At 60.1% G+C, this 24,699-nt stretch carries 20 protein-coding genes and 1 pseudogene; 13 read left to right on the top strand and 8 right to left on the bottom strand.

From position 1 onward, the window contains the following. The first annotated feature begins 113 nt into the window (after positions 1–113). The 6 genes from ACYZTZ_RS22345 to ACYZTZ_RS22370 all read left to right on the top strand — a co-directional run bounded on the left by ACYZTZ_RS22345 (position 114) and on the right by ACYZTZ_RS22370 (position 5,891). Positions 114–860 (top strand): amino acid ABC transporter permease, encoded by a 747-nt coding sequence (locus ACYZTZ_RS22345; RefSeq protein ID WP_008156468.1) that lies wholly within the window; start codon positions 114–116, stop codon positions 858–860. Then, the gene (locus ACYZTZ_RS22350) at positions 860–1,531 is read left to right on the top strand and encodes an amino acid ABC transporter permease (RefSeq protein WP_056742021.1); all 672 of its coding nucleotides are present in this window, start codon (positions 860–862) and stop codon (positions 1,529–1,531) included. The genes ACYZTZ_RS22345 and ACYZTZ_RS22350 overlap by 1 nt, the downstream gene beginning before the upstream one ends. Further along, entirely contained in the window at positions 1,528–2,262 is a 735-nt protein-coding gene (locus ACYZTZ_RS22355) for an amino acid ABC transporter ATP-binding protein (protein WP_046047081.1), read from the top strand. Before ACYZTZ_RS22350 ends, ACYZTZ_RS22355 begins: the two co-directional genes overlap by 4 nt. 64 nt (positions 2,263–2,326) lie before the next feature. Beyond that, positions 2,327–4,228 (top strand): two-component sensor histidine kinase AauS, encoded by a 1,902-nt coding sequence (gene aauS, locus ACYZTZ_RS22360; RefSeq protein ID WP_461999733.1) that lies wholly within the window; start codon positions 2,327–2,329, stop codon positions 4,226–4,228. After that, a complete protein-coding gene (aauR, locus tag ACYZTZ_RS22365) occupies positions 4,225–5,553 on the top strand; it encodes a two-component response regulator AauR (protein ID WP_056742023.1) in 1,329 nt (442 codons plus the stop codon). The genes aauS and aauR overlap by 4 nt, the downstream gene beginning before the upstream one ends. An 8-nt stretch (positions 5,554–5,561) precedes the next feature. Next, positions 5,562–5,891, top strand: a complete 330-nt coding sequence (locus tag ACYZTZ_RS22370; protein ID WP_462000701.1) for a GlpM family protein — start codon at positions 5,562–5,564, stop codon at positions 5,889–5,891. Between the two features lie 197 nt (positions 5,892–6,088). On the opposite strand, the gene ACYZTZ_RS22375 is transcribed toward ACYZTZ_RS22370, so the two are convergent. The 3 genes from ACYZTZ_RS22375 to metE all read right to left on the bottom strand — a co-directional run bounded on the left by ACYZTZ_RS22375 (position 6,089) and on the right by metE (position 10,441). Continuing rightward, the gene (locus ACYZTZ_RS22375; RefSeq protein WP_461999734.1) at positions 6,089–6,757 is read right to left on the bottom strand and encodes a DsbA family oxidoreductase; all 669 of its coding nucleotides are present in this window, start codon (positions 6,755–6,757) and stop codon (positions 6,089–6,091) included. Positions 6,758–6,846: 89 nt separating this feature from the next. After that, positions 6,847–7,881 (bottom strand): alpha/beta fold hydrolase, encoded by a 1,035-nt coding sequence (locus ACYZTZ_RS22380; RefSeq protein ID WP_056742026.1) that lies wholly within the window; start codon positions 7,879–7,881, stop codon positions 6,847–6,849. Positions 7,882–8,128: 247 nt separating this feature from the next. Then, positions 8,129–10,441 (bottom strand): 5-methyltetrahydropteroyltriglutamate--homocysteine S-methyltransferase, encoded by a 2,313-nt coding sequence (metE, locus tag ACYZTZ_RS22385; RefSeq protein WP_461999735.1) that lies wholly within the window; start codon positions 10,439–10,441, stop codon positions 8,129–8,131. A 107-nt stretch (positions 10,442–10,548) separates the two neighbouring features. Between metE and metR the strand changes: the two genes are divergently transcribed. Further along, on the top strand, positions 10,549–11,466 hold the full coding sequence (metR, locus tag ACYZTZ_RS22390; protein WP_008155262.1) for a transcriptional regulator MetR: 918 nt from the start codon (positions 10,549–10,551) through the stop codon (positions 11,464–11,466). A 120-nt stretch (positions 11,467–11,586) separates the two neighbouring features. Here metR and ACYZTZ_RS22395 read toward each other — a convergent pair whose 3' ends face one another. From ACYZTZ_RS22395 to ACYZTZ_RS22410, 4 genes are all read right to left on the bottom strand, one after another. Beyond that, entirely contained in the window at positions 11,587–12,084 is a 498-nt protein-coding gene (locus tag ACYZTZ_RS22395; RefSeq protein WP_462000702.1) for a GNAT family N-acetyltransferase, read from the bottom strand. A gap of 2 nt (positions 12,085–12,086) precedes the next feature. Then, positions 12,087–12,725, bottom strand: a complete 639-nt coding sequence (locus ACYZTZ_RS22400; RefSeq protein ID WP_461999736.1) for a LysE family translocator — start codon at positions 12,723–12,725, stop codon at positions 12,087–12,089. A 24-nt stretch (positions 12,726–12,749) separates the two neighbouring features. After that, positions 12,750–13,184, bottom strand: coding sequence for an NUDIX hydrolase (locus ACYZTZ_RS22405; protein ID WP_461999737.1), 435 nt, complete (start codon positions 13,182–13,184; stop codon positions 12,750–12,752). A gap of 90 nt (positions 13,185–13,274) precedes the next feature. Next, complete coding sequence (locus ACYZTZ_RS22410) at positions 13,275–14,639, bottom strand: HD domain-containing phosphohydrolase (protein ID WP_461999738.1); 1,365 nt, start codon at positions 14,637–14,639, stop codon at positions 13,275–13,277. 260 nt (positions 14,640–14,899) lie between these two features. On the opposite strand from ACYZTZ_RS22410, the gene ACYZTZ_RS22415 reads away from it, so the two are divergent. The 6 genes and pseudogenes from ACYZTZ_RS22415 to ACYZTZ_RS22440 all read left to right on the top strand — a co-directional run bounded on the left by ACYZTZ_RS22415 (position 14,900) and on the right by ACYZTZ_RS22440 (position 23,298). Next, entirely contained in the window at positions 14,900–17,206 is a 2,307-nt protein-coding gene (locus ACYZTZ_RS22415; protein ID WP_461999739.1) for a GGDEF/EAL domain-containing response regulator, read from the top strand. After that, complete coding sequence (locus ACYZTZ_RS22420; RefSeq protein ID WP_461999740.1) at positions 17,203–19,077, top strand: putative bifunctional diguanylate cyclase/phosphodiesterase; 1,875 nt, start codon at positions 17,203–17,205, stop codon at positions 19,075–19,077. Before ACYZTZ_RS22415 ends, ACYZTZ_RS22420 begins: the two co-directional genes overlap by 4 nt. Before the next feature lie 44 nt (positions 19,078–19,121). Further along, positions 19,122–20,081: a cytochrome-c peroxidase gene (locus ACYZTZ_RS22425; RefSeq protein ID WP_461999741.1), complete on the top strand. Its 960-nt coding sequence runs from the start codon at positions 19,122–19,124 to the stop codon at positions 20,079–20,081. Further along, entirely contained in the window at positions 20,078–21,889 is a 1,812-nt protein-coding gene (locus ACYZTZ_RS22430) for a DAHL domain-containing protein (protein ID WP_461999742.1), read from the top strand. Before ACYZTZ_RS22425 ends, ACYZTZ_RS22430 begins: the two co-directional genes overlap by 4 nt. Positions 21,890–22,479: 590 nt before the next feature. Next, positions 22,480–22,566: pseudogene (locus tag ACYZTZ_RS22435) on the top strand (hypothetical protein); the annotation flags it as partial. Between the two features lie 57 nt (positions 22,567–22,623). After that, positions 22,624–23,298 (top strand): ATP-binding protein, encoded by a 675-nt coding sequence (locus tag ACYZTZ_RS22440; RefSeq protein ID WP_462000703.1) that lies wholly within the window; start codon positions 22,624–22,626, stop codon positions 23,296–23,298. Here the strand turns inward: ACYZTZ_RS22440 and ACYZTZ_RS22445 are convergent. Beyond that, entirely contained in the window at positions 23,291–24,616 is a 1,326-nt protein-coding gene (locus ACYZTZ_RS22445; RefSeq protein ID WP_461999743.1) for an APC family permease, read from the bottom strand. The genes ACYZTZ_RS22440 and ACYZTZ_RS22445 overlap by 8 nt on opposite strands. Positions 24,617–24,699: the final 83 nt, after the last annotated feature.

A 24,699-nucleotide genomic window follows, 5' to 3' on the forward strand; every position in this document is an offset into this window, starting at 1 on the left:
CTCGAACCGGTGGCTGTCGAGCCGATCGTGTGTGCCTGATCGTCAAGATCAGGCGGGAACGGAGCTTCCCCAGGCGGGCACTTGTACATCGAACGATCTGAGGGGAGACCCTAATGAATTACAACTGGGACTGGGGCGTGTTCTTCAAGTCCACCGGCGTGGGCAGCGAGACGTATCTCGACTGGTACGTCGCCGGTTTGGGCTGGACCATCGCCATCGCCGTCGTGGCCTGGATCATTGCCCTGCTGCTGGGCTCGATTCTGGGTGTCATGCGCACCGTGCCGAACCGCATCGTATCGGGCATCGCGACCTGTTACGTCGAACTCTTCCGTAACGTGCCGCTGCTGGTTCAGCTGTTCATCTGGTACTTCCTGGTGCCCGATCTGCTGCCTCCGGACCTGCAAGAGTGGTACAAGCAGGATCTCAATCCGACCACCTCGGCTTACCTCAGCGTCGTCGTCTGCCTGGGTCTGTTCACCGCCGCCCGCGTTTGCGAACAAGTGCGTACCGGTATCCAGGCGCTGCCTCGCGGCCAGGAATCCGCCGCTCGCGCCATGGGCTTCAAGCTGCCGCAAATCTACTGGAACGTGCTGCTGCCCCAGGCTTACCGGATCATCATTCCGCCGCTCACCTCGGAATTCCTGAACGTGTTCAAGAACTCTTCGGTCGCGTCGCTGATCGGCCTGATGGAGTTGCTTGCGCAGACCAAACAGACCGCCGAGTTCTCCGCCAACCTGTTCGAAGCCTTCACCCTGGCAACGCTGATCTACTTCACGCTGAACATGGGCCTGATGCTGCTGATGCGCATGGTCGAGAAGAAAGTAGCCGTACCGGGCCTGATCTCCGTAGGGGGTAAATGATGGAATTCGACTTCTCGGGCATCGTCCCGTCCCTGCCGGGTTTGTGGAACGGCATGGTCATGACCCTGCAACTGATGGCGCTGGGCGTGTCCGGCGGGATCATCCTCGGCACAATCCTGGCGCTGATGCGCCTGTCCCACAGCAAACTGCTGTCGAACATTGCCGGCGCCTACGTTAACTACTTCCGCTCGATTCCGCTGCTGCTGGTCATCACCTGGTTCTACCTGGCGGTGCCGTTCGTACTGCGCTGGATCACCGGCGAAGACACCCCGATCGGCGCGTTTGCCTCGTGCATCGTGGCGTTCATGATGTTCGAAGCGGCGTACTTCTGCGAAATCGTCCGGGCCGGTGTGCAGTCGATTTCCAAGGGCCAGATGGGTGCATCCCAAGCCTTGGGCATGACGTATGGCCAGATGATGCGTTTGATCATCCTGCCGCAAGCGTTCCGCAAAATGACCCCGCTGCTGCTGCAACAGAGCATCATCCTGTTTCAGGACACCTCGCTGGTCTACGCGGTCGGTCTGGTGGACTTCCTCAATGCCTCGCGTGCCAGTGGCGACATCATCGGTCGCTCCAACGAGTTCCTGATCTTTGCAGGTCTCACGTACTTCACAATCAGCTTTGCCGCCTCGCTGCTGGTCAAGCGTCTGCAAAAAAGGTTTGCCGTATGATCTCTATCAAGAATGTCAACAAGTGGTATGGCGACTTCCAGGTACTGACTGACTGCAGCACCGAGGTCAAAAAAGGCGAAGTGATTGTGGTGTGCGGGCCGTCCGGTTCCGGCAAATCCACCCTGATCAAATGCGTCAATGCCCTGGAACCCTTCCAGAAAGGCGACGTAGTGGTCGATGGCACGTCCATCGCCGACCCGAAGACCAACCTGCCGAAACTGCGTTCACGCGTTGGCATGGTGTTCCAGCATTTCGAACTGTTCCCGCACCTGACCATCACCGAAAACCTGACCATCGCGCAGATCAAGGTGTTGGGCCGCAGCAAGGAAGAAGCCACCAAGAAAGGCCTGCAACTGCTGGAGCGCGTCGGTCTCTCGGCACACGCTCACAAGCACCCGGGCCAGCTCTCCGGTGGTCAGCAACAGCGTGTGGCGATTGCCCGTGCGCTGGCGATGGACCCGATCGTCATGCTGTTCGACGAACCAACCTCGGCGCTTGACCCTGAAATGGTCAACGAAGTACTCGACGTGATGGTGCAACTGGCCCACGAAGGCATGACCATGATGTGCGTGACCCACGAAATGGGCTTCGCCCGTAAAGTGGCGGACCGGGTGATCTTCATGGACCAGGGCAAGATCATCGAAGACTGCAAGAAAGAGGAGTTCTTCGGCGACATCAACGCCCGCGCCGAGCGTACGCAGCATTTCCTCGCCAAGATTCTGCAGCACTAAAACCCGCTGCATTCCCCGACAGCAATTGTCGGGGAATGCAGGTGGTTGACCCAAGGCATCTGTGATGAAATGCGACCCCAATCTCTATCGCGCCGCGCCGCCATCACTCGCCGTGAAACCCCGTCTGATTCGCCATCTGTTCCTGCCGCCGCTGGTCATCGCCCTGATGATCGGATTGGGCTACCTCGGCTTCTGGGTCAGTGAACACTACGGGATCCGCAGCCTCAGCGAGAACGGCCAGCGTCAGCTGGAACTGCACGCCCGCGCTGTCGAGAGCGAGATCAGCAAGTACACCTACCTGCCCAGCCTGCTGGAACTCGAATCCAGTGTTTCGAAGCTGTTGGCCGACCCGTCGCCGGAACACCGGCAGACGGTCAATGAATACCTCGAAGGCCTGAACCGGCGCAGCCGCAGTCGGGCTATCTATGTGATGGACACCACCGGCCGCGTCATGGCCACCAGTAACTGGCGCGATGTCGACAGCTACCTGGGCGAAGACCTGTCCTTCCGCGCCTATTTCCAGAATGCCGTTCGCGGTCAGCCGGGGCGTTTCTATGGCATCGGCAGCACCAGCGGCGAACCCGGTTACTACCTGGCTCATGGCCTGGAAGAACACGGCAAGATCATCGGCGTCGCGGTGGTCAAGGTCCGACTCGAAGCCATGGAAGAACGCTGGCAGCGCGCGCGGCTGGAAGCTTTCGTCAGCGATGAAAACGGCATCATCATTCTTTCCAGCGATCCGGCACGGCGCCTGAAATCGGTTGTTCCGTTGAGCGACGAAACGAAAGAAAAGCTGGCCCGCAGCCTTCAGTACTACTGGTTCCCGCTGAACGAACTGCAACCGCTGGCCCGGGAAAAACTGGCCGAAGGCGAGGAAAAACTCACCTTCCCCGCCAACAGCGAAGTGGAATCAGATGAAGAGGACATCAGCTACCTGTCGCAAACCCGGCCATTGAGCGATACCCCGTGGAATTTCACCCTGCTCACCCCCCTGCAGGATTTGCGCCGCGAAGCGATCAGTCAGGGGATTCTGGTGGCGGTGGCGTTTGCCCTGGTGGCGTTCCTGCTGATCGCCTGGAACGAGCGGCGCAAGGTCATTGCCACCCGCCTCGCCGCCCGGGAAGCCTTGCAGGAAGCCAACAATCAACTGGAGCGTCGGATTACCGAACGCACCACTGATCTGCGCGCCAGCAACGAACGGCTCAAGGGCCAGATCCGCGAACGGCGTCTGGCCGAAGAGACGCTACGCCGCGCCCAGGATGAACTGGTGCAGGCGGGTAAACTCGCGGCCATCGGCCAGATGTCCACTAGCATCGCCCACGAATTGAACCAGCCACTGGCGGCGCTGCGAACCTTGTCCGGCAACACCGTGCGGTTTCTGGAACGCGGTCAACTGGACGTTGCCAGCACCAACCTCAAAACCATCAACGAACTGATCGACCGCATGGGCCGGATCACCGCCAGCCTGCGTTCGTTCGCTCGCCGCGGCGATGACAAAGGTCAGGCCAGCCTCGGCAAAGCGGTGGATGCAGCCTTGCAACTGCTCGGTGGTCGCGTGGAAAGCGCTCATCTGCAGCTGCACCGAGACTTCGCCGATCTGCAGGTGCAGATCGACCAGACCCGCCTGGAGCAGATTCTGGTCAACTTGATCGGCAACGCCCTCGACGCCATGCAGGCACAACCAATGCCAGAACTGTGGCTCGAAGGTGAAGAGTTCGATGGCAAATATCGCCTTCGCGTACGCGACAACGGCCATGGCATCGACGCCGAAGCACGCAAACATCTGTTCGAACCGTTCTTCACCACCAAGCCCGGCGAACAAGGCCTGGGCCTCGGCCTGACCCTTTCCGCCAGCCTGGCCGCCGCCACCGGCGGGCACCTGGGTGTCGAGCACCCGGCCAGCGGTGGTACCACCTTCGTCCTCAGTTTACCGTTGGTAAGCCCCACTCACGCCGAGCCAATATGAACAACGACCTTAGTGTGCTGATCGTCGAAGACGACCCCCATGTGCTGCTCGGCTGCCAACAGGCGCTGACCCTGGAAGACATTCCCTGCGTGGGCGTCGGTAGCGCCGAAGAAGCGCTGGAGCGGGTCGGCGACAACTTCGCCGGCATCGTCATCAGCGACATCCGCCTGCCGGGTATCGATGGCCTGGAATTGCTGACCCGACTCAAGGCCCGCGATCGCAGCCTGCCAGTGGTACTGATCACCGGTCACGGCGACATTTCCATGGCTGTCGGCGCGATGCAGAAAGGCGCCTATGACTTCATGGAGAAACCCTTCTCCCCCGAACGTCTGGTCGACGTGGCGCGCCGTGCGCTGGAGCAACGCAGCCTTGCGCGGGAAGTCTCTTCGTTGCGTCGGCAACTGGCGGAACGGGACTCCCTCGAAGGCCGGATCATCGGTCGCTCACCCGCCATGCAGAACCTGCGGGAATTGATCGCCAACGTTGCCGATACCTCGGCCAACGTACTGATCGAAGGCGAGACCGGCACCGGTAAAGAGCTGGTTGCGCGTTGCCTGCACGACTTCAGTCGACGGCACACCAAGCAGTTCGTCGCGCTGAACTGCGGTGGCCTGCCGGAGAACCTGTTCGAAAGCGAAATTTTCGGCCATGAAGCCAACGCCTTCACCGGCGCCGGCAAGCGGCGGATCGGCAAGATCGAACACGCCGACGGCGGCACGCTGTTCCTCGACGAAGTGGAAAGCATGCCACTGCCGCTGCAAATCAAACTGCTGCGGGTGTTGCAGGAACGCACCCTGGAACGCCTCGGGTCGAACCAGAGCGTGGCGGTGGATTGCCGGGTGATCGCGGCGACCAAGTCCGATCTGGATGAGTCGAGCAAGGCTGGCGAGTTTCGCAGCGACCTGTATTACCGCTTGAACGTGGTGACCCTTGAATTACCGCCGCTGCGTGAGCGCCGCGAAGACATCCTGCAACTGTTCGAACACTTTCTGCAGCAGTCGTCCCTGCGCTTCGATCGTGCCGTGCCGGACCTGGACAACCAGACCCTGTCGAACCTGATGAGCCACGACTGGCCGGGCAACGTGCGCGAACTGCGCAACGTCGCCGAGCGCTTTGCCCTCGGTCTGCCGGCCTTCAAGAAATCCGGCGCCAGCGGCAGCAATCAGGGCCTGGCCTTCGCCGAAGCGGTAGAAGCTTTTGAACGCAACCTGCTGAACGACGCGTTGCAGCGCAGCGGCGGCAACCTGACCCAGGCCAGCCTGGAACTCGGGATGGCCAAAACCACGCTGTTCGACAAAGTGAAGAAGTACGGGCTGAGCCACTGATGGACCTGATCTTCAAAGCAACCCTGGGCGCGGCCGTGGTGGTGATTCTCGCCGCCCTGGCCAAGACCAAAAACTATTACATCGCCGGATTGGTGCCGCTGTTTCCGACCTTTGCGCTGATTGCTCATTACATCGTCGGCAAGGGTCGTTCGCTGGAGGATTTGAAGACCACCATCGTGTTTGGGATGTGGTCGATCATTCCTTACTTCATCTACCTGGCGACGTTGTATGTGATGGTGGACCGGATGCGGCTGGAGGCTTCGCTCGCTGTGGCGGCGGTGGCTTGGTTGATGGCGGCGACTGTGCTGGTCACAGTATGGGTTCGTTTCCACGGCTGACTGATGTGATCGGTTGTAGAACCACCCCTCACCCCAGCCCTCTCCCCACGGGGGAGAGGGGGAAAGGGAGCCGATCATTGTGCTTTCAAACCTGAGCTCGACTCGGTATTTCAGGTCGATGTAGCTCCAAGTACAACTCGGTCAGTCCCCTCGCCCCTCTGGGGAGAGGGGTCGATCTAGAGAATCGCCACAGAACCTCAGCCGTTAACCGTCCCGCCCTTCGCTTCACTCATGATCTGCCGAATCGCCCCGACAAACGTTTCCACCGGCTGACCGCCAGTGACGGCGTATTGTCCGTTGAATACCACCGTCGGCACCGAACTGACGCCTCGCGACAGCCACAACTGCTCCTCTTCACGAACTTCTTTGGCGAACTCATCCGACGCCAGTATCGCCTCGGCTCGCGACCGATCCAGCCCCACGCTTTCGGCGATCTGCGCCAACTGCCCATGGTCGGACGGATTGCCGCCCTCGGTGAAATACGCCTTGAACAGCGCCTCTTTCAGATTGAACTGCAACCCTTCCAGTCCCGCCCAGAACAGCAAGCGGTGGGCATCGAAGGTGTTGTAGATGCGACTGTTGCCGTCCGTGCGAAACGCAAACCCGACCTCGGCGCCGCGCGCGCGGATCATCTCGCGATTTTTCTGGGATTGCTCAGGCGTCGAGCCGTACTTCTCGGTGATGTGTTCGGTGATGTTCTGCCCTTCAGGCCCCATCTTCGGGTTCAGTTCGAACGGCTGGAAACGGATCTCGGCCTGCACCTCGTCGCCCAGCAAATCCAGGGCCCGGGTCAGGCCGTAGAGGCCGACGACGCACCAGGGGCAGGACACGTCGCTGACGAAATCGATTTTCAGGGGGGTACTCATCACACACCTCGCAGACTGGAACGCGCCGGAAAGCTCGAACCATACACCCGACGAGGCCGAGGTGGCAGCCGTTCCACTCCCCCTGTGGGTTAGAGAAGGTTGGGGGTTGCCACCGGATCAATCTGCGCCCAATGCGAGGTGTCTTCGCGGTGAGCCTGCAAGTATGGCAACACCGCCGCCAGCAACGGCGCCTTGAACGCCTCCTGGAAACGATGGGCCAACCCCGGAATCAGCTTCAACTGGCTGCCGCGGATATGCGCCGCCAGGTGTACACCGTGCATCACCGGCAACAGCGGATCAGCAGTGCCGTGAACCACCAGCGTCGGAACGCGCAGTTGATTGAGCAATGCCACACGACTGCGCTCGGCGAGGATCGCCATGATCTGGCGCTTCACGCCCTCGGGATTGAACGCCCGGTCATAAGACAGCGCCGCCTGATGCAGCAATACCTGCCGATCATCGCTCACCGTCGGGCTGCCCAGCGCCGCCAGCAGGTCGGCCTGTTGTTCCAGCGCCACTTCGCGATTGGGCGCCCCACGGCGCGACAACAGTTGCACCAACGCCGCACTCGGCGCCGGCAAGCCTTCGGCCCCGGAACTGGTCATGATCAGGGTCAGGCTCTCGACCCGTTGCGGCGCCATCGCCGCCATGTGCTGGGCAATCATCCCGCCCATGCTCGCGCCCAGCACGTGGAATTGCTCGACGTGCAACGCATCCATCAAGCCAAAAGCATCGTCTGCCATATCGGTCAGGGTGTACGGCGCCGACACCGGCAAACCGAGTTTGTAACGCAGCACTTCAAAGGTCAGGTTGGCATCGACGGGCGCTTGCCGCCAGGTCGAGAGCCCGACATCGCGATTGTCATAGCGAATCACCCGAAAGCCTTGCTGACACAGCGCGACCACCACCTCGTCCGGCCAGTGAATCAACTGCCCGCCCAGGCCCATCACCAGCAACAACGCAGGGTCCGACGCACGGCCGATGCTCTGGTACGCCAGGCTCACCTGTGCCAGATCGACCCGTTCGGTCGGAACATTGATATCGCAACGAGACGCCGCCAAGGACGGCAGGCCGAACAACAGCGCGGCCAGGAAAACCGCTGTGGAAAAAAATCGTGCACGCATGAAAAACACCGAAACGCAGAACTCCAGTAGAGCGCGAGTCTGATGAAGTTTGTTCAAGCGCGCTGCCACAGTTACGTGACAGTTTGATGAAGAGTGCTGAACGGTCATTTTCAGGACCGCGTTATCGTTCTTCGCGAGCAGGCTCGCTCCCACAGGATTGATGTCGTACACAACATCTCTGATCGACATAAATCCAATGTGGGAGCGAGCCTGCTCGCGAAGGCGCCAGAATGAGCGCCGCAGGACTTTAAGCCAACTGACTCCGCAATTGCCGCGCCGCCGCCACCATGTTGACCAACGCCGCCTCAGTCTCCGGCCACGCCCGGGTCTTCAACCCGCAATCCGGATTGACCCACAACCGCTCGGCTGGAATACGCTTCACCGCTTTGCTCATCAACTTGACCATTTCGGCCGTGTCCGGCACCCGTGGCGAGTGGATGTCGTAGACGCCCGGGCCGATGTCGTTCGGGTAGTCGAACGCTTCAAAAGCTTCCAGCAATTCCATGTCCGAACGCGAGGTTTCGATGGTGATCACATCGGCGTCCATGGCCGCGATGGACTGGATCACATCGTTGAATTCGCTGTAGCACATGTGGGTGTGGATCTGGGTTTCATCACGCACACCGGAGGCGCTCAAGCGGAAAGCTTCCACCGCCCAGTCGAGGTATTCCTGCCATTGCGCCCGGCGCAGCGGCAAGCCTTCGCGGAAGGCGGCTTCGTCGATCTGCACGATCTTGATGCCGGCGCTTTCCAGGTCCATCACCTCGTCACGCAGGGCCAGGGCCAACTGCTGCGCCTGGATTTTGCGCGAAACGTCTTCGCGCGGGAACGACCACATCAGCATGGTCACGGGTCCGGTGAGCATGCCTTTCATGACCTTGTCGGTCAGGCTCTGGGCATAGGTGATCCAGTCGACGGTCATGGCGTTCGGGCGGCTCAGGTCACCGTAGATGATCGCCGGCTTCACGCAGCGCGAACCGTAGCTCTGCACCCAGCCGAAACGGGTGAACAGGTAGCCGTCCAGTTGCTCGGCGAAGTACTCGACCATGTCGTTGCGTTCAGCTTCACCGTGAACCAGCACGTCCAGGCCCAGGCGTTCCTGGACTTGCACGGCATGGCGGATTTCGCTGTGCATGGCGTCGGTGTAGTCGTTGGCCGACAGTTTGCCTTGCTTGAAGGCCTGGCGTGCCAGACGAATCGAACCGGTCTGCGGGAACGAACCGATGGTGGTGGTCGGGAATGCCGGCAGTTTCAACCGCGCACGCTGCTGCTCGATGCGTTTGGCAAACGGCGAGTGGCGTTGGCTGTCCGCCGCCCCGATGGCGTTGATGCGCGCCTGCACTTCGGCTTTGTGGATACGCGGCGACTCGGCGCGACTGGCCTGAATCGCACGGCTCTCGGCGAGGGCGGCTTGCACCTTGGGCGATTGCGGATCGTTCAGGGCATCGCGCAGCACGGCGATTTCGCCGCACTTCTGCACGGCAAACGCCAGCCAGCTTTTCAGTTCCGGGTCGAGTTTGTCTTCGCGATCCAGATCCACCGGGCTGTGCAGCAGCGAGCACGAACTGCTGACCCACAGGTTGTCGCCGAAGCGTTCCTGGGCCGGCTGCAGTTGCGCCAGCACTTGCTCCAGTTCGCAGCGCCAGACGTTGCGACCGTTGACCAGGCCCACCGAGAGAATCTTGTAGGTCGGCAGACGGTCCAGCACCTGGCCGAGTTGATCCGGGGCGCGCACGGCGTCGATGTGCAAGCCTTGCACCGGCAGGCTGACCGCCAGGCCGAGGTTGTCTTCCAGACCGCTGAAGTAGGTCGCCACCAGTTTTTTCAGCGGCGAGTATTGAAGGATGTGATAAGCACGCTCGAAAGCGTTTTTCCAGGCTTGTGGCAGGTCGAGGGTCAGGATCGGTTCGTCGATCTGCACCCACTCCACGCCTTGAGCGGCGAGGCGGCCGAGGATTTCACCATAGATCGGCAGCAGGCGTTCCAATAGGTCGAGTTTGTCGAAGTCGTTGCCTTTGGCTTTGCCCAGCCACAGGTAAGTCAGTGGGCCGATGATCACCGGTTTGACGTTGTGGCCGAGGGCCTTCGCCTCGTCGACTTCGTCGAACAACTGTTCCCAGCTCAGCTTGAACTGCTGGTCAGCGCTGAATTCCGGGACCAGGTAGTGGTAGTTGGTGTCGAACCACTTGGTCAGTTCCTGGGCGTATTGCGCTTTGCTGTGTTCGCCGCCGCAGCAGGCAGCCGTGGCGCCACGGGCCATGGCGAACAGGGTGTCGAGGGTCGGCAGGCCGCGCGAGTCCTTGGCGTTGTCGAAACGCTCGGGGATCACACCGAAGGTCAAGGAATGGGTCAGGACCTGGTCGTACCAGGCGAAGTCGCCCACGGGCAGCAGGTCGATGCCGGCGTCTTTCTGCAATTGCCAGTGGGTGGCGCGCAATTGGCGGCCGACGCTTTTCAGCGCGTCCTGATCCAGATCGCCCTTCCAGTAGGATTCGAGGGCTTTTTTCAGTTCGCGGTCCGCGCCGATGCGTGGGAAACCAAGTGTATGGGCCAGAGCCATGGTGAATTTCTCCCTGTAAAAGATGGCGCTATTGTCGACAGCTAACCCAACATGAGACAAACTCAACCTTTTCGTGTTGATCACAAGTTTTCCTCATGGAGCCCCCGGTGCTTGAAATCCGTCACCTGAAGACCCTGCACGCCTTGCGCGAAGCCGACAGCCTGGTCGATGCCGCCGACCGCTTGCACCTGACACAGTCGGCCTTGTCCCACCAGTTCAAGGAACTGGAGGAGCGCATGGGCATGCCGTTGTTCGTGCGCAAGACCAAACCAGTGCGCTTCACCAGTGCCGGTTTGCGTCTGCTGCAACTGGCTGACGCCACCCTGCCATTGCTGCGCGGCGCCGAGCGCGATATCGCGCGGCTGGCCGGTGGCACTGCCGGGCGTTTGCACATGGCGATCGAGTGTCACAGTTGCTTTCAGTGGCTGATGCCGACCATCGACCAGTTCCGCGATGCCTGGCCGGAAGTCGAACTGGACCTGGCCTCAGGGTTCTCCTTCGCCCCGCTGCCGGCGCTGGCCCGTGGCGATCTGGATTTGGTGGTGACCTCCGACCCGCTGGAACTGGCCGGGATCACTTACGTGCCGTTGTTCACCTATGAAGCGATGCTCGCGGTGGCCAACCAGCACCGCTTGGCGAGCAAGGCCTACATCGTCCCGGAAGATTTGCTCACCGAAACGCTGATCACCTACCCGGTGGAACGTGATCGGCTGGACATCTTCACCCGTTTCCTGGAACCGGCCGATATTGAACCGGCGCAGGTGCGCACGTCGGAACTGACGGTGATGATGATGCAATTAGTCGCCAGCGGCCGCGGTGTGTGCGGCATGCCCCATTGGGCGCTGCATGAATACAGCTCACGGGGTTATGTGAAGGCCAAGCGGCTGGGCGAGAAAGGTTTGTTTGCGACGCTGTACGCCGGGATTCGCGCCGACATGCTGGATGCACCGTACATGCGCGATTTCTTGCTGACGGCCAAGGACACGTCGTTCTCGACACTCGACGGCGTCAGCGCCGTTCGCTGACACACCACATACCCCTGTGGGAGCGAGCCTGCTCGCGATGGCGGTCTGACATTCAACATTTGTATGGACTGACACACCGCTATCGCGAGCAGGCTCGCTCCCACAGGGATTGTGGTGGATTTAGAGCTCGTGCCACATATGGATCTTGTCGAAGTAGTCTTCGCCCACCCGCACCGCCAGCGGCTCAAGACCAAACTGGATGAAGCCGCAACGCTGGTACAGGTTGAACGCGGCGTCATTGCCGGCGGTGACGGTCAACTGGATCAACCTCAGACCTTTATGGTCCTGCGCTTCAGCCAGGGCGGCCTGCACCAGGTGATAACCGAACCCGCGTTGCCGGACCTTGCCCGACACGTACATGCCAAACAAGGTCGCCTTGTGCCGGGCCTTTTCCCGAGGTTCGAAGGCCAGGCCGACGATGCCCGCCAACTCACCGTCTTCGAACGCGCCAAACACCACGTCCAGCTTGCTGCTCAGGCGTGATTCCCACCAACTCAGCGGCATCACGGCGCGTTCGCGCACGCTGGAGGTAAACGCCTGGGGATGCAGGTCATAGGCTTCGAGCATCAGCGCCCGATAATCCAGGGCATGACTGGCATCAAGCCGTTCAATCCACATGTTCAAGTCATCCGTCGTTGTTCCAGCATCAGTCGCACCGCCAGCGCCGACAGCACGAACCCCATGAAATAGCGCTGCACCGCCAGCCAGGACGGGTTGTTGACGAACCAGGAGGCGATGCCCGCGGCGAACAGCGCGATCAGCAGATTGACGCTGAAACTGACGCCGATCTGGGTTAACCCCAGCGTGATGCTTTGAGTGAACACCGAGCCATGCTCAGGCGTGATGAATTGCGGAAATACCGACAAATAAAACACAGCGATTTTCGGGTTCAGGGCGCTGGTCAGAAAGCCCATGGTGATCAGTTTGCGCGACGAGTCCGGCGGCAACTGCTGCGCTTCGAACGGTGAACGCGCTCCCGGTTTGACGGCTTGCCAGGCCAACCACATCAGGTACAGCGCACCGGCCCACTTCAGCACTTCGTAAGCCATCGGCACCGCCAGAAACACCGCGGTCAAACCGGCAGCGGCCGCGAACAGGTGCACGAAAAACCCCGCGACCACACCGAGCAACGAGGTCACACCGGCCTTGCGCCCCTGGCAGATCGAACGGGAGATCAGGTAAATCATGTTCGGCCCCGGCGTCAGTACCATCAGCAATGCGGCAGCGGCAAAAATCAGCAAGTCTTGAAGTGGGATCATGGGCAATCCTTTGTCCGGGAATAATCAGGCAGTTTCGGTTAACAAGGCACGATAAAACGGCAGGATCAGGTCCCGTGTCAATGGCGCCAGCGTGACATTGCCGTCAGTGGCTGGGTCGATCCAGCGTACCTCTTCGATCTCCGCCGCAGGCGATACGTCTGAATCGATGGTCAACTGAAAGAGTTCGGCCTGGACGATAAAACCCGGCTCATTGGCGGCCGGTGCCGAGAATTGCCCAAGATAAGTGGCGTGTGCCGGATCGATGACCAGGCCCAATTCTTCTTCCAGTTCACGGGCCAGCGCGTGGACCGGTTGCTCATGGGCTTCGATCTTGCCCCCCGGCTGCATGAACGCTTCGGTGCCGCGCTTGCGGACCAACAGCGTGCGACCGTCCGGGCCGATCAACAGGGCAGCGGCGATGCGGATGAGACGGGGCGAAGCAGCGGATGAAAGCGTCATGGATCGTGATTGGCCTTGGGGAAAAGGCGCAAGGATCACATGGCCACCGCTGCTTCGTCACCCCCGAAAAACCACATCCTGCACCCGCGTCTATGTCGTGGCGCGTTCCAGCAGCGCGGTCTCCTCTTCCTCCGGCACCTTCACGAAAATGCTGTATTTCGCGCCTTCCATGGCCTCGAAGGCGATCAACTTCTCCACCAGCGGCCCGTTCAACACCTTGCCGGCATTGAGCAACAGCATGCCGTTGTCGGCATTAAGGTTGCGCGCCAGGATCATGCCCGCCGTCACTTCCCGTGTGGTCAGCACCTTGATCGACGGATCGACCAGTGAGATGTCGTTCAAGTACGCGGCACACACCTGGATGAAATCCTCCACCAACTCGGGATCGTAGAGTCGCCCGGCATAGCTGCGGATGTAGACCAGCGCTTCATCACTGTTCATCAGCCGCTCGAGGATCAGCCCGCGCTGCAACTCGATGAAATCCACCGCCAGTTTCAACAGCCGCGAACCGAACGGAATCGCCTCGCCCTTGAGCCGGTCGGGGAAGCCACTGCCATCCCAGCGCTCCTGATGATGAAGAATCAGACGGGCGGCGTCCTTCATCGGCTCGAGCGTCATCAATAGCGATTCGCTCTGCTTGGGATAACCGCGATAGCGCTCCCGATCGCTGTGATGCAGCAGGTCCGCGGGCGCGGTCATCATGCTGTCGGTCCAGCTCAGCTTGCCGATGTTGTAGAGCGCCGCGGCCATGGTCAGGTCGCGACTGGTGCCCTCGTCCAGGCCGTGAAGTTTGCAGTAGACCCGCACCAGTTCAATGATCTGGCGGTTGGTCTGTTTGGCCGGGGGCAAGCGCAGGTTGGCCAGCAACGAGAACACCTCGGTGCCGGTGACATAACTGTGCTTGAGCTCTTCGTAGGCCAGGTCGAGCATGTCGGCGGTCTGCTGGAGTTCGGCAGTGCGGGCGGCGACGTGTTTTTCCAGGGTGATGTTGAGCGACTTCAACTGGTCGTTCTGCAACCGGGTCAACTGCTCCAGGCGCTGGCGTTCACGCTCGGAATATTGATGAGCCAGGGCCTGGCGCAAGGTCAGGAGCATTTCCTCGTCGTTCCAGGGTTTGCTGATGTAGCGGTGAATCTTGCCTTCGTTGATGGCTTTGATGATCGTCGGCATGTCCGCGTAGCCGGTGAGCAGAATCCGGGTGGTCGTGGGGTAAAGCTGATGGATGCGGGCCAGCAGCGTGGCGCCGTCCATATTGGGCATGCGTGCGTCGGTCATCACCAGGTCAATGGAGTGTTGCTCCATGACCTCCAGCGCCTGGGCACCGCTGGTGGCCAACAGCAACTCGTAGGGCTGGCCGCGTAACAGGCGACGCAGGCTGTTGAGGATTGACTCCTCGTCATCGACCAGCAGCACCTTGGGTTTATCGTTCAAAGTCGTGGGGAGTTGCTCTTCCATGGCGTCACCTCAAGTGAAACGGGCACATCGTTGTGGCAGGCCCCGAGGCAAACATCCCCTATTGCCGGAGCCTGACCTACAGGCTAGATGATTTTCAGCCCGCCACCGGAAATGATTCAGTTCATTGAGTTGCGCGAAGTGCTGGACTGACGACTATGCTCAGCTGACTCGGATCCAAATCTGTACGTTCGGCCAGGTGATCAGGGAAAGGAAGCCCCTTCTATGAGTACACCGCATCAAACTGCTGCCGGTACTGGCGTATGTCGATAAAAACGCTGCTGGCACGGACCAACCGACGGATTCTTATCGTCGACGACACGGCCTCGATTCATGCGGACTTCGCCAAGATCCTCAGTCCGCCATCGATCGATGACGACAGCCTGATCAGCGCCGAAAATGCCCTTTTCGGCACTCCTGCGGCGCTATCGCTGCAGAGCTTTGTGCTCGACTCGGCGTTTCAGGGCCACGAAGCCCTGGACAAGGTCGAGACGGCGCTGGCCAACGACATGCCCTATGCGATGGCCTTCATCGACATGCGCATGCCGCCGGGCTGGGACGGGCTGGAAACCATCGAACGGCTGTGGCAGGCCGATCCCAAGCTGCAAGTGGCGCTCTGCACCGCGTATTCCGACTATTCCTGGGAAGACATCGACGAACGCCTGGAACTGGGTGATCGCCTGCTGATTCTGAAAAAGCCCTTCGATGCCATCGAAATCCGCCAGATGGCCAGCGCACTGACGGCCAAGTGGCAAATGACCGAAGACGCAGAACTGAAGATGTCGCTGCTCGAACAGGCGGTCGAAGAACGCACCCGAGAGCTGTCCGACGCCAACATCATCGTGCAGAACAGCCCCACCATTCTGTATCGGTTGCGCGGCGAGCCGTCGTTTCCGTTGATGTATATCTCGCACAACATCACCAAATACGGTCATGTCGCGGCGAAACTGGTCGCCTCGGCCAACTGGGCCCAGGAACTGATCCATCCCGATGATCAAACCAAGGTCGACACCGCCATGGCCCGGGTGCTGGACCGTCATGCAGCGGGCGCTTCCATCGAATTCCGGATGCGCACTGGCGAAGGAGCCTGGCGCTGGGTCGAAAACCGCTACATCCCGGTGCGCGACGATGAGGGCCGTTTGCTGGAAGTCGAAGGCATCATCATCGACATCACTGAACGCAAACTGGCCGAAGAGAAAATCGCCCTGCTGGCCCGCACCGACGGGCTGACCGGGCTGGCCAACCGTGCAACGCTGATCGAGCGGTTGCACCAGGCATTCGCCTCTGCGCGTCGGGGGGCGGCACCGTTCGCCATGTTTTACCTGGACCTGGATCACTTCAAACGCATCAACGATACCCTCGGCCATCCGGTGGGCGACCTGTTGCTGCAAGAGGTTTCCCGTCGGATCAAAGCCTGCGTGCGCGAAAACGATGTGGTTGCCCGACTCGGCGGTGACGAGTTCGCGATCTTGCAGCTGGACGTCGGTGACCCGACCCAATCCGCAGCCCTGGCCGCCAAGATCCGCGATACGTTGGTACTGCCCTACTCCCTGGACGGCAATGATGTGCGGGTCTCGGTGAGTATCGGCATCAGTAGCTGTACCCCGGAAAGCACCAGCGCCGACGGTCTGCTGACCCAGGCCGATATGGCGCTGTATCGCTCCAAGGAACAGGGCCGCAACCAGTACCACTTCCATTCCGAGGAGATCAATCAGGAGGTGGTCGAACGCATGACCATCGCCAGCGACTTGAGAGCGGCCATCGAACACCAGGAACTCGAACTGCATTACTGGCCGGAAGTGGACCTGAGCAGCGGCAAAATCCTCGGCATGGAAGCGCAGGTCAGCTGGAACCACCCTGAGCGCGGTTTACTGGAAGCCCCGGCGTTCCTGCCCGCTGCGGAAAAGACCGGCACCATCGTCGCACTCGGTCACTGGGTGCTGGATCGAGCCTGCCAGCAAATGCGCCAATGGCGCGACGAAGGCATGGCGCCGCCGGTGATTGCGATCAAGCTGTCCCTGGCCCAACTCAAAAGTGGCCCCGAACTGATCTATGACGTGCTGCGCACCACCGCACGCTGGGAACTCTGCCCCTGGGACCTGCGCTTCGACGTCACCGAAGCGACGCTGGCCCAGACCAAATGGACCCACAACGATGTGCTGCCGCGCCTGCGTGAACTGGGGGTGAAGATCGCCATCGACGACTTCGGCACCGAATACTCCTCGTTCGACTACCTCAAGACCTACCAGGTCAATCACCTGAAACTCGCGCAGGCCTTCATCGACACCGCCGCCCGCGATCCGGCCAGCGCGAACACCCTGCGCGCCATCATCAACTTCGCCCGTGAAGTCGGGATCGGCATCATTGCCGAGGGCGTCGAAACCCAGGAACAACGCAGCTCGCTGATGGCCACCGGTTCACCGATGAACGCCCAGGGTTACTTCTTCAGCAAAGCGGTCAGCAGCCAGCAGGCCGCCGAGCTGCTGAAGGCCGGCAGCATTGTGCCCCCGAACCATGACATCGGGCCGATCCGGGACAACCCGCCACGCTTCACGGAGGACAAAGGATGAAAACGCCTTTCGTGCGGACCAACCGGCGCATCCTGATCATCGACGACACGCCCTCGATTCATGAGGATTTTCGCAAGATCCTCGGCCCTGAGGTTGAATGTGAACAGACCCTGGCCGGCGCTGAAGAAGCCCTGTTCGGCACCGTGCAGCTTGATCGGCTGACGTTCCAGCTCGACTCGGCCTACCAGGGTCAGGAAGCCCTCGAACTGGTCACGCGCGCACGGGCCGAAGGTCGCCCCTATGCCATGGCGTTCACCGACATGCGCATGCCACCGGGCTGGGACGGACTGGAAACCATCGAACAACTGTGGAAGGCCGATCCTCACCTGCAAATCGCGTTGTGCACGGCCTATTCCGATTACACCTGGGAAGACATGGCCGAACGGCTGGAGTTCGGCGACCAGTTGCTGGTACTGAAAAAACCCTTCGACAGCCTGGAAATCCGTCAGATGGCCAGTGCCCTGACCTGGAAATGGCAGATGGCACAGGACGCGGCAACGAAAGTCCTGAACCTGGAGCAAACCATCGAGGCGCGGGTCCACGAATTGCTCAAGGTGTCGCACCTGTTGCAGTACGACGTACTGACCGAGCTGCCCAACAGCACATTGCTCGGTGACCGGTTGAACCAGTCCCTGGCCCTGTCCCGGCGCCATGACAAGCAACTGGCCGTGATGTTTCTGGGCCTCGATCGCTTCAAGCGCATCAACAATGCCCTGGGTCATCCGGCCGGTGACGAAATGCTTAAACAGGTCGGGCGCAATCTGGTGGCGACAGTGCGCGAGTCCGACTCGGTGTTCCGCTACGGTTCAGATGAATTCGTGGTGATCCTCGCCGATGTCCGCCATCCCCAGCAGACCAAGGGCATCGCCGAAAAACTCTTGAACGCCATCCGCGCGCCCCAGCACATCGCCGGCCATGACCTGAGCGTGACCGCCAGCCTGGGCATCAGCATTTACCCGGACGACGGCTTCGATGCCATCGCGCTGATCAAGAAAGCCGAAACCGCGATGCGCAACGTCAAGGAAAGCGGCCCGAACGATTTCAGTTTTTTCATCGACGAGATGAACCAGCGCGCCCGGGATCAGCAAAGCATCGAGAGTGGCATTCGCCTGGCACTGGAACGCAACGAATTTGTCCTGCATTACCAGCCAAAACTGGACCTGGGCAGTGGCCAGGTGGTCGGTGCCGAGGCGCTGATTCGCTGGCAAAAACCGGGGCACGGTCTGATCTACCCCACGGATTTCATCAGTGTGGCCGAAGACAGCGGTTTGATCGTGCCGTTGAGCAAATGGGTGCTGGCCGAGGCGTGCCGACAAGCCTGCGCCTGGCAGGCCGCGGGGCTGCCGAAGATCTGTATGTCGGTGAACATGTCGGCCATCGATTTCCGTCAGCGGGACTTTGTCGACGGCATCGAACAGACACTCAAACAAACAGGTCTGGAGCCGGCCTTGCTGGAGCTGGAAATCACTGAAGGCGTGTTGATGCAGAACATCGAAACCACGGTGAACGCCCTGACCCGGCTCAAGGTCATGGGCGTGCGACTGGCCATCGATGACTTCGGTACCGGTTATTCCAGCCTGAGCTACTTGCGGCGCTTTCCCATCGACGTGCTGAAAATCGACCAGTCGTTCATTCGCGGTTTAAGCAGAGACAGCAACGACGCCGCGCTGGTCAGCGCCATCATCAGCCTGGGCCGGAGCCTCAAGCTGACCATCATTGCCGAAGGGGTGGAAACCCTCGAACAACTGGATTTCCTCAAGGCCCATCAATGCGAGGAAGGCCAGGGTTACTACTTCAGCAAAGCCGTGGAGCCGGACGCCTTCGTCCGGTATCTGGGGTCGGTGAAGCCCTCTTCATCCGCAGCCACGTGAACGATGCGCAACGACACACAGGCCCTACGCCAAGGAATTATCAGATGTCGCCTTCCTTTCTCCGTCTGCTATTGGCGCCGTTGTTCGGACTCTGCCTGAGCGCTGGTGCCGCGCCGCTGAATGAAGCGCTCAAACCACTGCCGGCGGTGCCCCAACAGAATCCGCTGCAGGTCGAACTCGGTCGTCAGTTGTTCAATGAACCGCGCTTGTCGGTCGACAGCTCACTGTCCTGCGCCAGTTGCCATCGACTGGAAAACGGCGGCGCCGACAACAAGGCGTTTTCTATCGGTTTCGCCGGCCTTCCGTTGACGATCAACACCCCCAGCGTATTCAACGCCAGCCTGAACTTCCGGCAATTCTGGAACGGCCGCGCCGACACCCTGGAAACCCAGATCCACGGCGTGGTGCAAAGCCCCAGTGAAATGGGCAGTAACTGGGAGCATGTGGTGCAGATGCTGAGCGCCGATCCGGCTTATCAGACCTCGTTCGCCAACGCCTACCCGGACGGCGTGACCATGAACAATGTGCAGAATGCCCTGGCCACCTATGAACGCACGCTGATCAGCGCCAACTCGCGTTTCGACCAATACCTGCAAGGCGATACCGACATTCTCACCCTCGACGAGAAATACGGTTACCAACGCTTCAAGGACTACGGCTGCATCGCCTGCCATCAGGGCGTCAACATCGGCGGCAACATGTTCCAGAAGTTCGGGGTCATGGGCGACTACTTCAAGACTCGGGGCAATCCCACCGAAGCCGACCTGGGCCGCTATCTGGTCACCAAAGACGAAGAGGACCGCAACGTGTTCAAAGTCCCGAGCCTGCGCAACGTCGCCGTGACCGCGCCGTACTTTCACGATGCCTCGGCCAAAACCCTCGAAGAGGCGGTGGATGTGATGTTCAAGTTCCAGCTCGGTCGTACTCCCTCTGCCGACGACAAGACGCTGATCATCAAATTCCTCAAGACCCTGACCGGTGAATGGGGAGGCAAGCCCTTATGAAAACGTCTAACCGCAGCAACCTGGCGTTGCTCGGCGTCGTGGCCCTGATGCTGGCTTCAGTGCTGCTGTTCCTGTACCTCAAATCCAGCTCGAACCAGACGACGACCTACACCGAATCCCGGGACTTGATCGGCCGGATCAAGCAGCTGAACGCACAATGGGAAACCGAGATCCTCAAGGCCAGGGTCGCCATCAGTCATAACTACGATCCATTGGTCTCACCACTGACCGAGATAACGACCCTTTGGGAGCGGTTCGACACCATGGAGTCGAACCATGGCCGCAACGACTCGCCCATCTGGCGCGCCAGCCATGATGCGTACCTGACCGCCATTCAGGAAAAGACCCGCTTGGTGGAGCAGTTCAAGTCTCACAACGCCGTGCTGCGCAACTCACTGGCGTTCCTGCCCACCGCCGAGGACGACATTCAGGAACAGCTGTCCCGGTTGGTGGATGAGGACCAACTACAACTTCAGAACATTGCCACCGACACGTATGACTTGCTGCTCAGCAGCCTGGAATTCGCCCAGGTCACTTCCGATGACAGGGCCGCCGACATCCTGCTCGGGCTGAACAAACTGGGGGTGAACAAACAGCGTCTACCTGAACAGTTCCACAGTACGATCGATATTATGAGCAACCACATCGCGTTGATCCTGCGCGAACAACCCGTGGTCAATCGGTTACTGGAAAACATCGAAGCCGTTCCCGTGGCCCAACGCCTGGACGACATTACCAACCTGCTGAACACCGACCAGCAGCGGGCCGACGCGGTCGATCAGCGATATCACTTCTACATGCTGTTGTTTTCGGTGCTGCTGGTGTTGCTGCTGGTGTACCTGGCAATTCACCTGATGCGTAGTTTCACCGTGATCAAACGCGTCAACAAAGCCCTGCAAAGCGCCAATGAGGACCTCGAACTGCGCGTTGAAGAGCGCACCCGCGAACTCAAGGATACCCAGAGCGAACTGCTCGACACCGCGCGTCAGGCCGGCATGGCCGAGATCGCCACCAATGTGCTGCACAACGTCGGCAACGTGCTCAACAGCGTGAACATTTCGGCCGACCTGGTGACCCGCAAACTGCGCGCCAGCAAAGCGCAGGGCCTGGGCAAGGCCATGCAGCTGATCAACGAACATCCAGGCGACCTCGGCACCTTTCTGACCGAGGACGCGAAAGGCAAGTTGCTACCGGGTTACCTGAATCAACTGGTGGACGCGATAGCCCTGGAACAACAAGGCATGACCGAAGAACTGGCCCAGCTGACCAAAAGCGTGGACCACATCAAGGACATCGTCGCCACCCAGCAATCCTACGCGGGCGCCAACAGCCTGATGGAACCGCTGCACATCAGCGAATTGCTGGAAGACGCCCTGCGCATGAACTCTGGCGCCCTGACCCGACACCACGTCACGGTGGTCAAGGAGTACAGCGATGTGCCGCGGGTCATGGGTGACAAGCACCGGTTGCTGCTGATCCTGATCAACCTGATCAGCAACGCCAAATACGCCATGTCCGACCTCAGCAACCGCCCGCGGCAAATGACCCTGGGGGTCAAAATCGTCGAAGACAAGACCCTGCAAGTCAGCGTCAAGGACGACGGCGAAGGCATCGCCGAGGAAAACATGACGCGCATCTTTGCCCACGGTTTTACTACCCGCAAGGAAGGACACGGCTTCGGCCTGCACAGCTGCGCCCTGGCCGCCATTGAGATGAACGGCCACCTCACCGCCCATAGCGACGGACCGGGCAAGGGCGCGCTGTTCACGTTGCAGATCCCGCTGAAAACCGTCAAGGAGGAAGCATGAGCGAGCTTTCGAACCGACGCATTCTGCTGATCGATGACACCCTGTCCATTCACGTGGATTTCCGCAAGATTCTCATGCCCATGCCGGAGCAGACCGTCGAACTGGACGAGATGGAGGCCGCGCTGTTTGGCAGCGAAGTGAAATCAACCAGTGCGCTGTTCGAGCTGGATTCGGCCTATGGCGGCCAGGAAGGCCTGGGCAAACTGAACGAAGCCTTGCAGGAAAACCGCCCCTACGCCCTGGCCTTCGTCGACATGCGCATGCCCGAGGGCTGGGACGGTGCGCAGACCATCGAACATTTGTGGCAGGCCGACCCGAGCCTGCAAGTGGTGGTGTGCACCGCCTATTCCGACTACTCCTGGGATGAATTGCTCGATCGATTGCAGGCCCATGACCGGCTGCTGATCCTGAAAAAGCCGTTCGACAATATTGAAGTCCAGCAGATGGCCAACACCCTGCTGACCAAATGGGACATGACCAAACGGGCCAGCGTGCAGATGGACCATTTAGGGCAAATGGTCGAACGCCGAACCCGACAGTTCACAGAGGCCAGCGTTGAGTTGCAGCGGGAAATCGACGAACGCAAACAGCTGGAAACCCAATTGGTGCAATCGGAAAAACTCGCCTCATTGGGGCAACTCGCGGCTGGCGTTGCTCATGAAATCAACAACCCCATCGGCTTCATTTCCTCCAACCTCGGCACCCTGGATGGCTACTTCAAACAGCTGCAGGAAATGCTCGACGCCTATCGGGATGCGGAAGAGGCAATCGGCTCCAGCGAGCTCGTCGAACGTTTGCACCAACTGCGCGAACGGGTCGAGCTGGAGTTCCTGCGCGAGGACATTCCACTGCTGATCAAGGAATCCAAGGACGGCATCAACCGGGTCGGGCAGATCGTCAAAGACCTGAAGGACTTCTCCCGGGTGGACTCCAATCAGGAATGGCAGTGGGCCAATCTGCAACAGGGCATCGAATCGACCTTGAACATTGTCGCCAACGAACTCAAGTACAAGGCCGATGTGCTCAAGGAATATCAGGTCCTGCCCGACATCGAATGCCTGCCTTCGCAAATCAATCAGGTGATCATGAACCTGATCGTCAACGCCTCTCAGGCCATCGGCCCGGAGCGCGGCACCATCACCTTGCGCACCGGGCTTGAAGCGGAAACGGTATGGATCGAGGTCGCAGACACCGGCGCCGGCATTGCGCCGGACTGCCTGCAGAAAATCTTCGACCCGTTCTTCACCACCAAACCGGTGGGCCAGGGGACAGGGCTGGGGTTGTCCCTGTCCTATGGCATCGTGAAAAAACATCGGGGGGATATTACGGTGCGCAGTGAAGTTGGCGTGGGGACCACGTTTCGGGTCCAGTTGCCGATTCACCAATCCAAACCGTTCCCGCCTACGTAGCCTCCTGGAAATCCATCTCCGGCGGCTGGCGACGGAAGCCACCGGTCAGCACCGCCAGGTACACCACGCCAATCGCCAGCCAGCTCAGGCCCAGATAGATCGCCAGGTGATCGAGGCTGACCATCAGCCACAAATCCGCCACCAGACCGATAAACGGGAACAGCAGGAACAACACGAATTCACGCAGCCCTTTGTTTTCACCGCCGATCCAGTAGTGAAAGATCACCGACAGGTTCACCAGACTGAACGCCAGGAACGCGCCGAAGTTGATGAACGAGGTCGAGGTGGTGACGTCCAGCTTCAGTGCCAGCAACGCGACCACGGCGCACAGCAGGATGCTGTTGACCGGCGTGCCAAAGCGTTCATGCAAAGTGCCGAAAAACGATTTTGGCAGCACACCGTCACGGCCCATGGCGAACAACAGTCGCGAGCCGCTGGCCTGAGCCGACAGGCCCGACGCAAACTGGCCGACGATCAAGCCGATCAGGAAGATCGACACGAACAGGTCACCACCAATGTTGCGGGCAATTTCATAGGCCGCCGAGTCGACGCTGTCGAACTGGAACGACGGATGCGCGATCTGCACGAAGTACGACACACCGACGAAGATCAACCCGCCGATCAGGGTGATCAGCATGATCGCTCGCGGGATGGTGCGGCGCGGGTCGCGGGTTTCTTCGGTCAGGGTGCTGACCGCGTCAAACCCGAGGAATGAATAACAGGCGATGGCTGCACCGCTCATGATCAGCGGCATCTGCATGTCACCGTTGAAGAACGGTTTGACCGACCACAACGGCGTGCTCGCATCGCCACCGACGTAATGAACGCACAGCGCAACGAAGGCGATCAGCACCAGGAACTGCACCAGCATCAGTAACGCGTTGATACCGTTGGCCAGTTTCAGACCGACGATGTTGATCGCACTGGTGATGCCGATGAAGGCTAGCACCCAGATCCACTGCGGCACGGCCGGGAATGCGGAGTTGAGGTAGGCCGCGCCGATCAGCCAGATCGCCATCGGCAGGAACAGGTAGTCGAGCAGCACGGCCCAACCGGCGATGAAACCGAGTTTCGGGCTGATCGCCTTGCGGACATAGCTATAGGCCGAGCCAGCGACGGGAAACGCCGAGGCCATTCGGCCGTAACTCATGGCGGTGAAAAACATCGCCACCAGCGCCGCCAGATAAGCGGCCGGGACCATGCCGGCGGTGGATTGAGCGAGGATGCCAAAGGTGCCGAGCACGATGATCGGCGTCATGTAGGCGATGCCGAACAGCACCACCGAACCCAATGACAGGGTGCGTTGCAAACGAGCCATGAGCGACTACTCCGAATTTATTAGATTTATGGCAGAGCCGAGTTCGGCGCAATGATCGTTCCCACGCTCCGCGTGGGAATGCA

Source organism: Pseudomonas sp. LB3P58 (assembly GCF_054897895.1).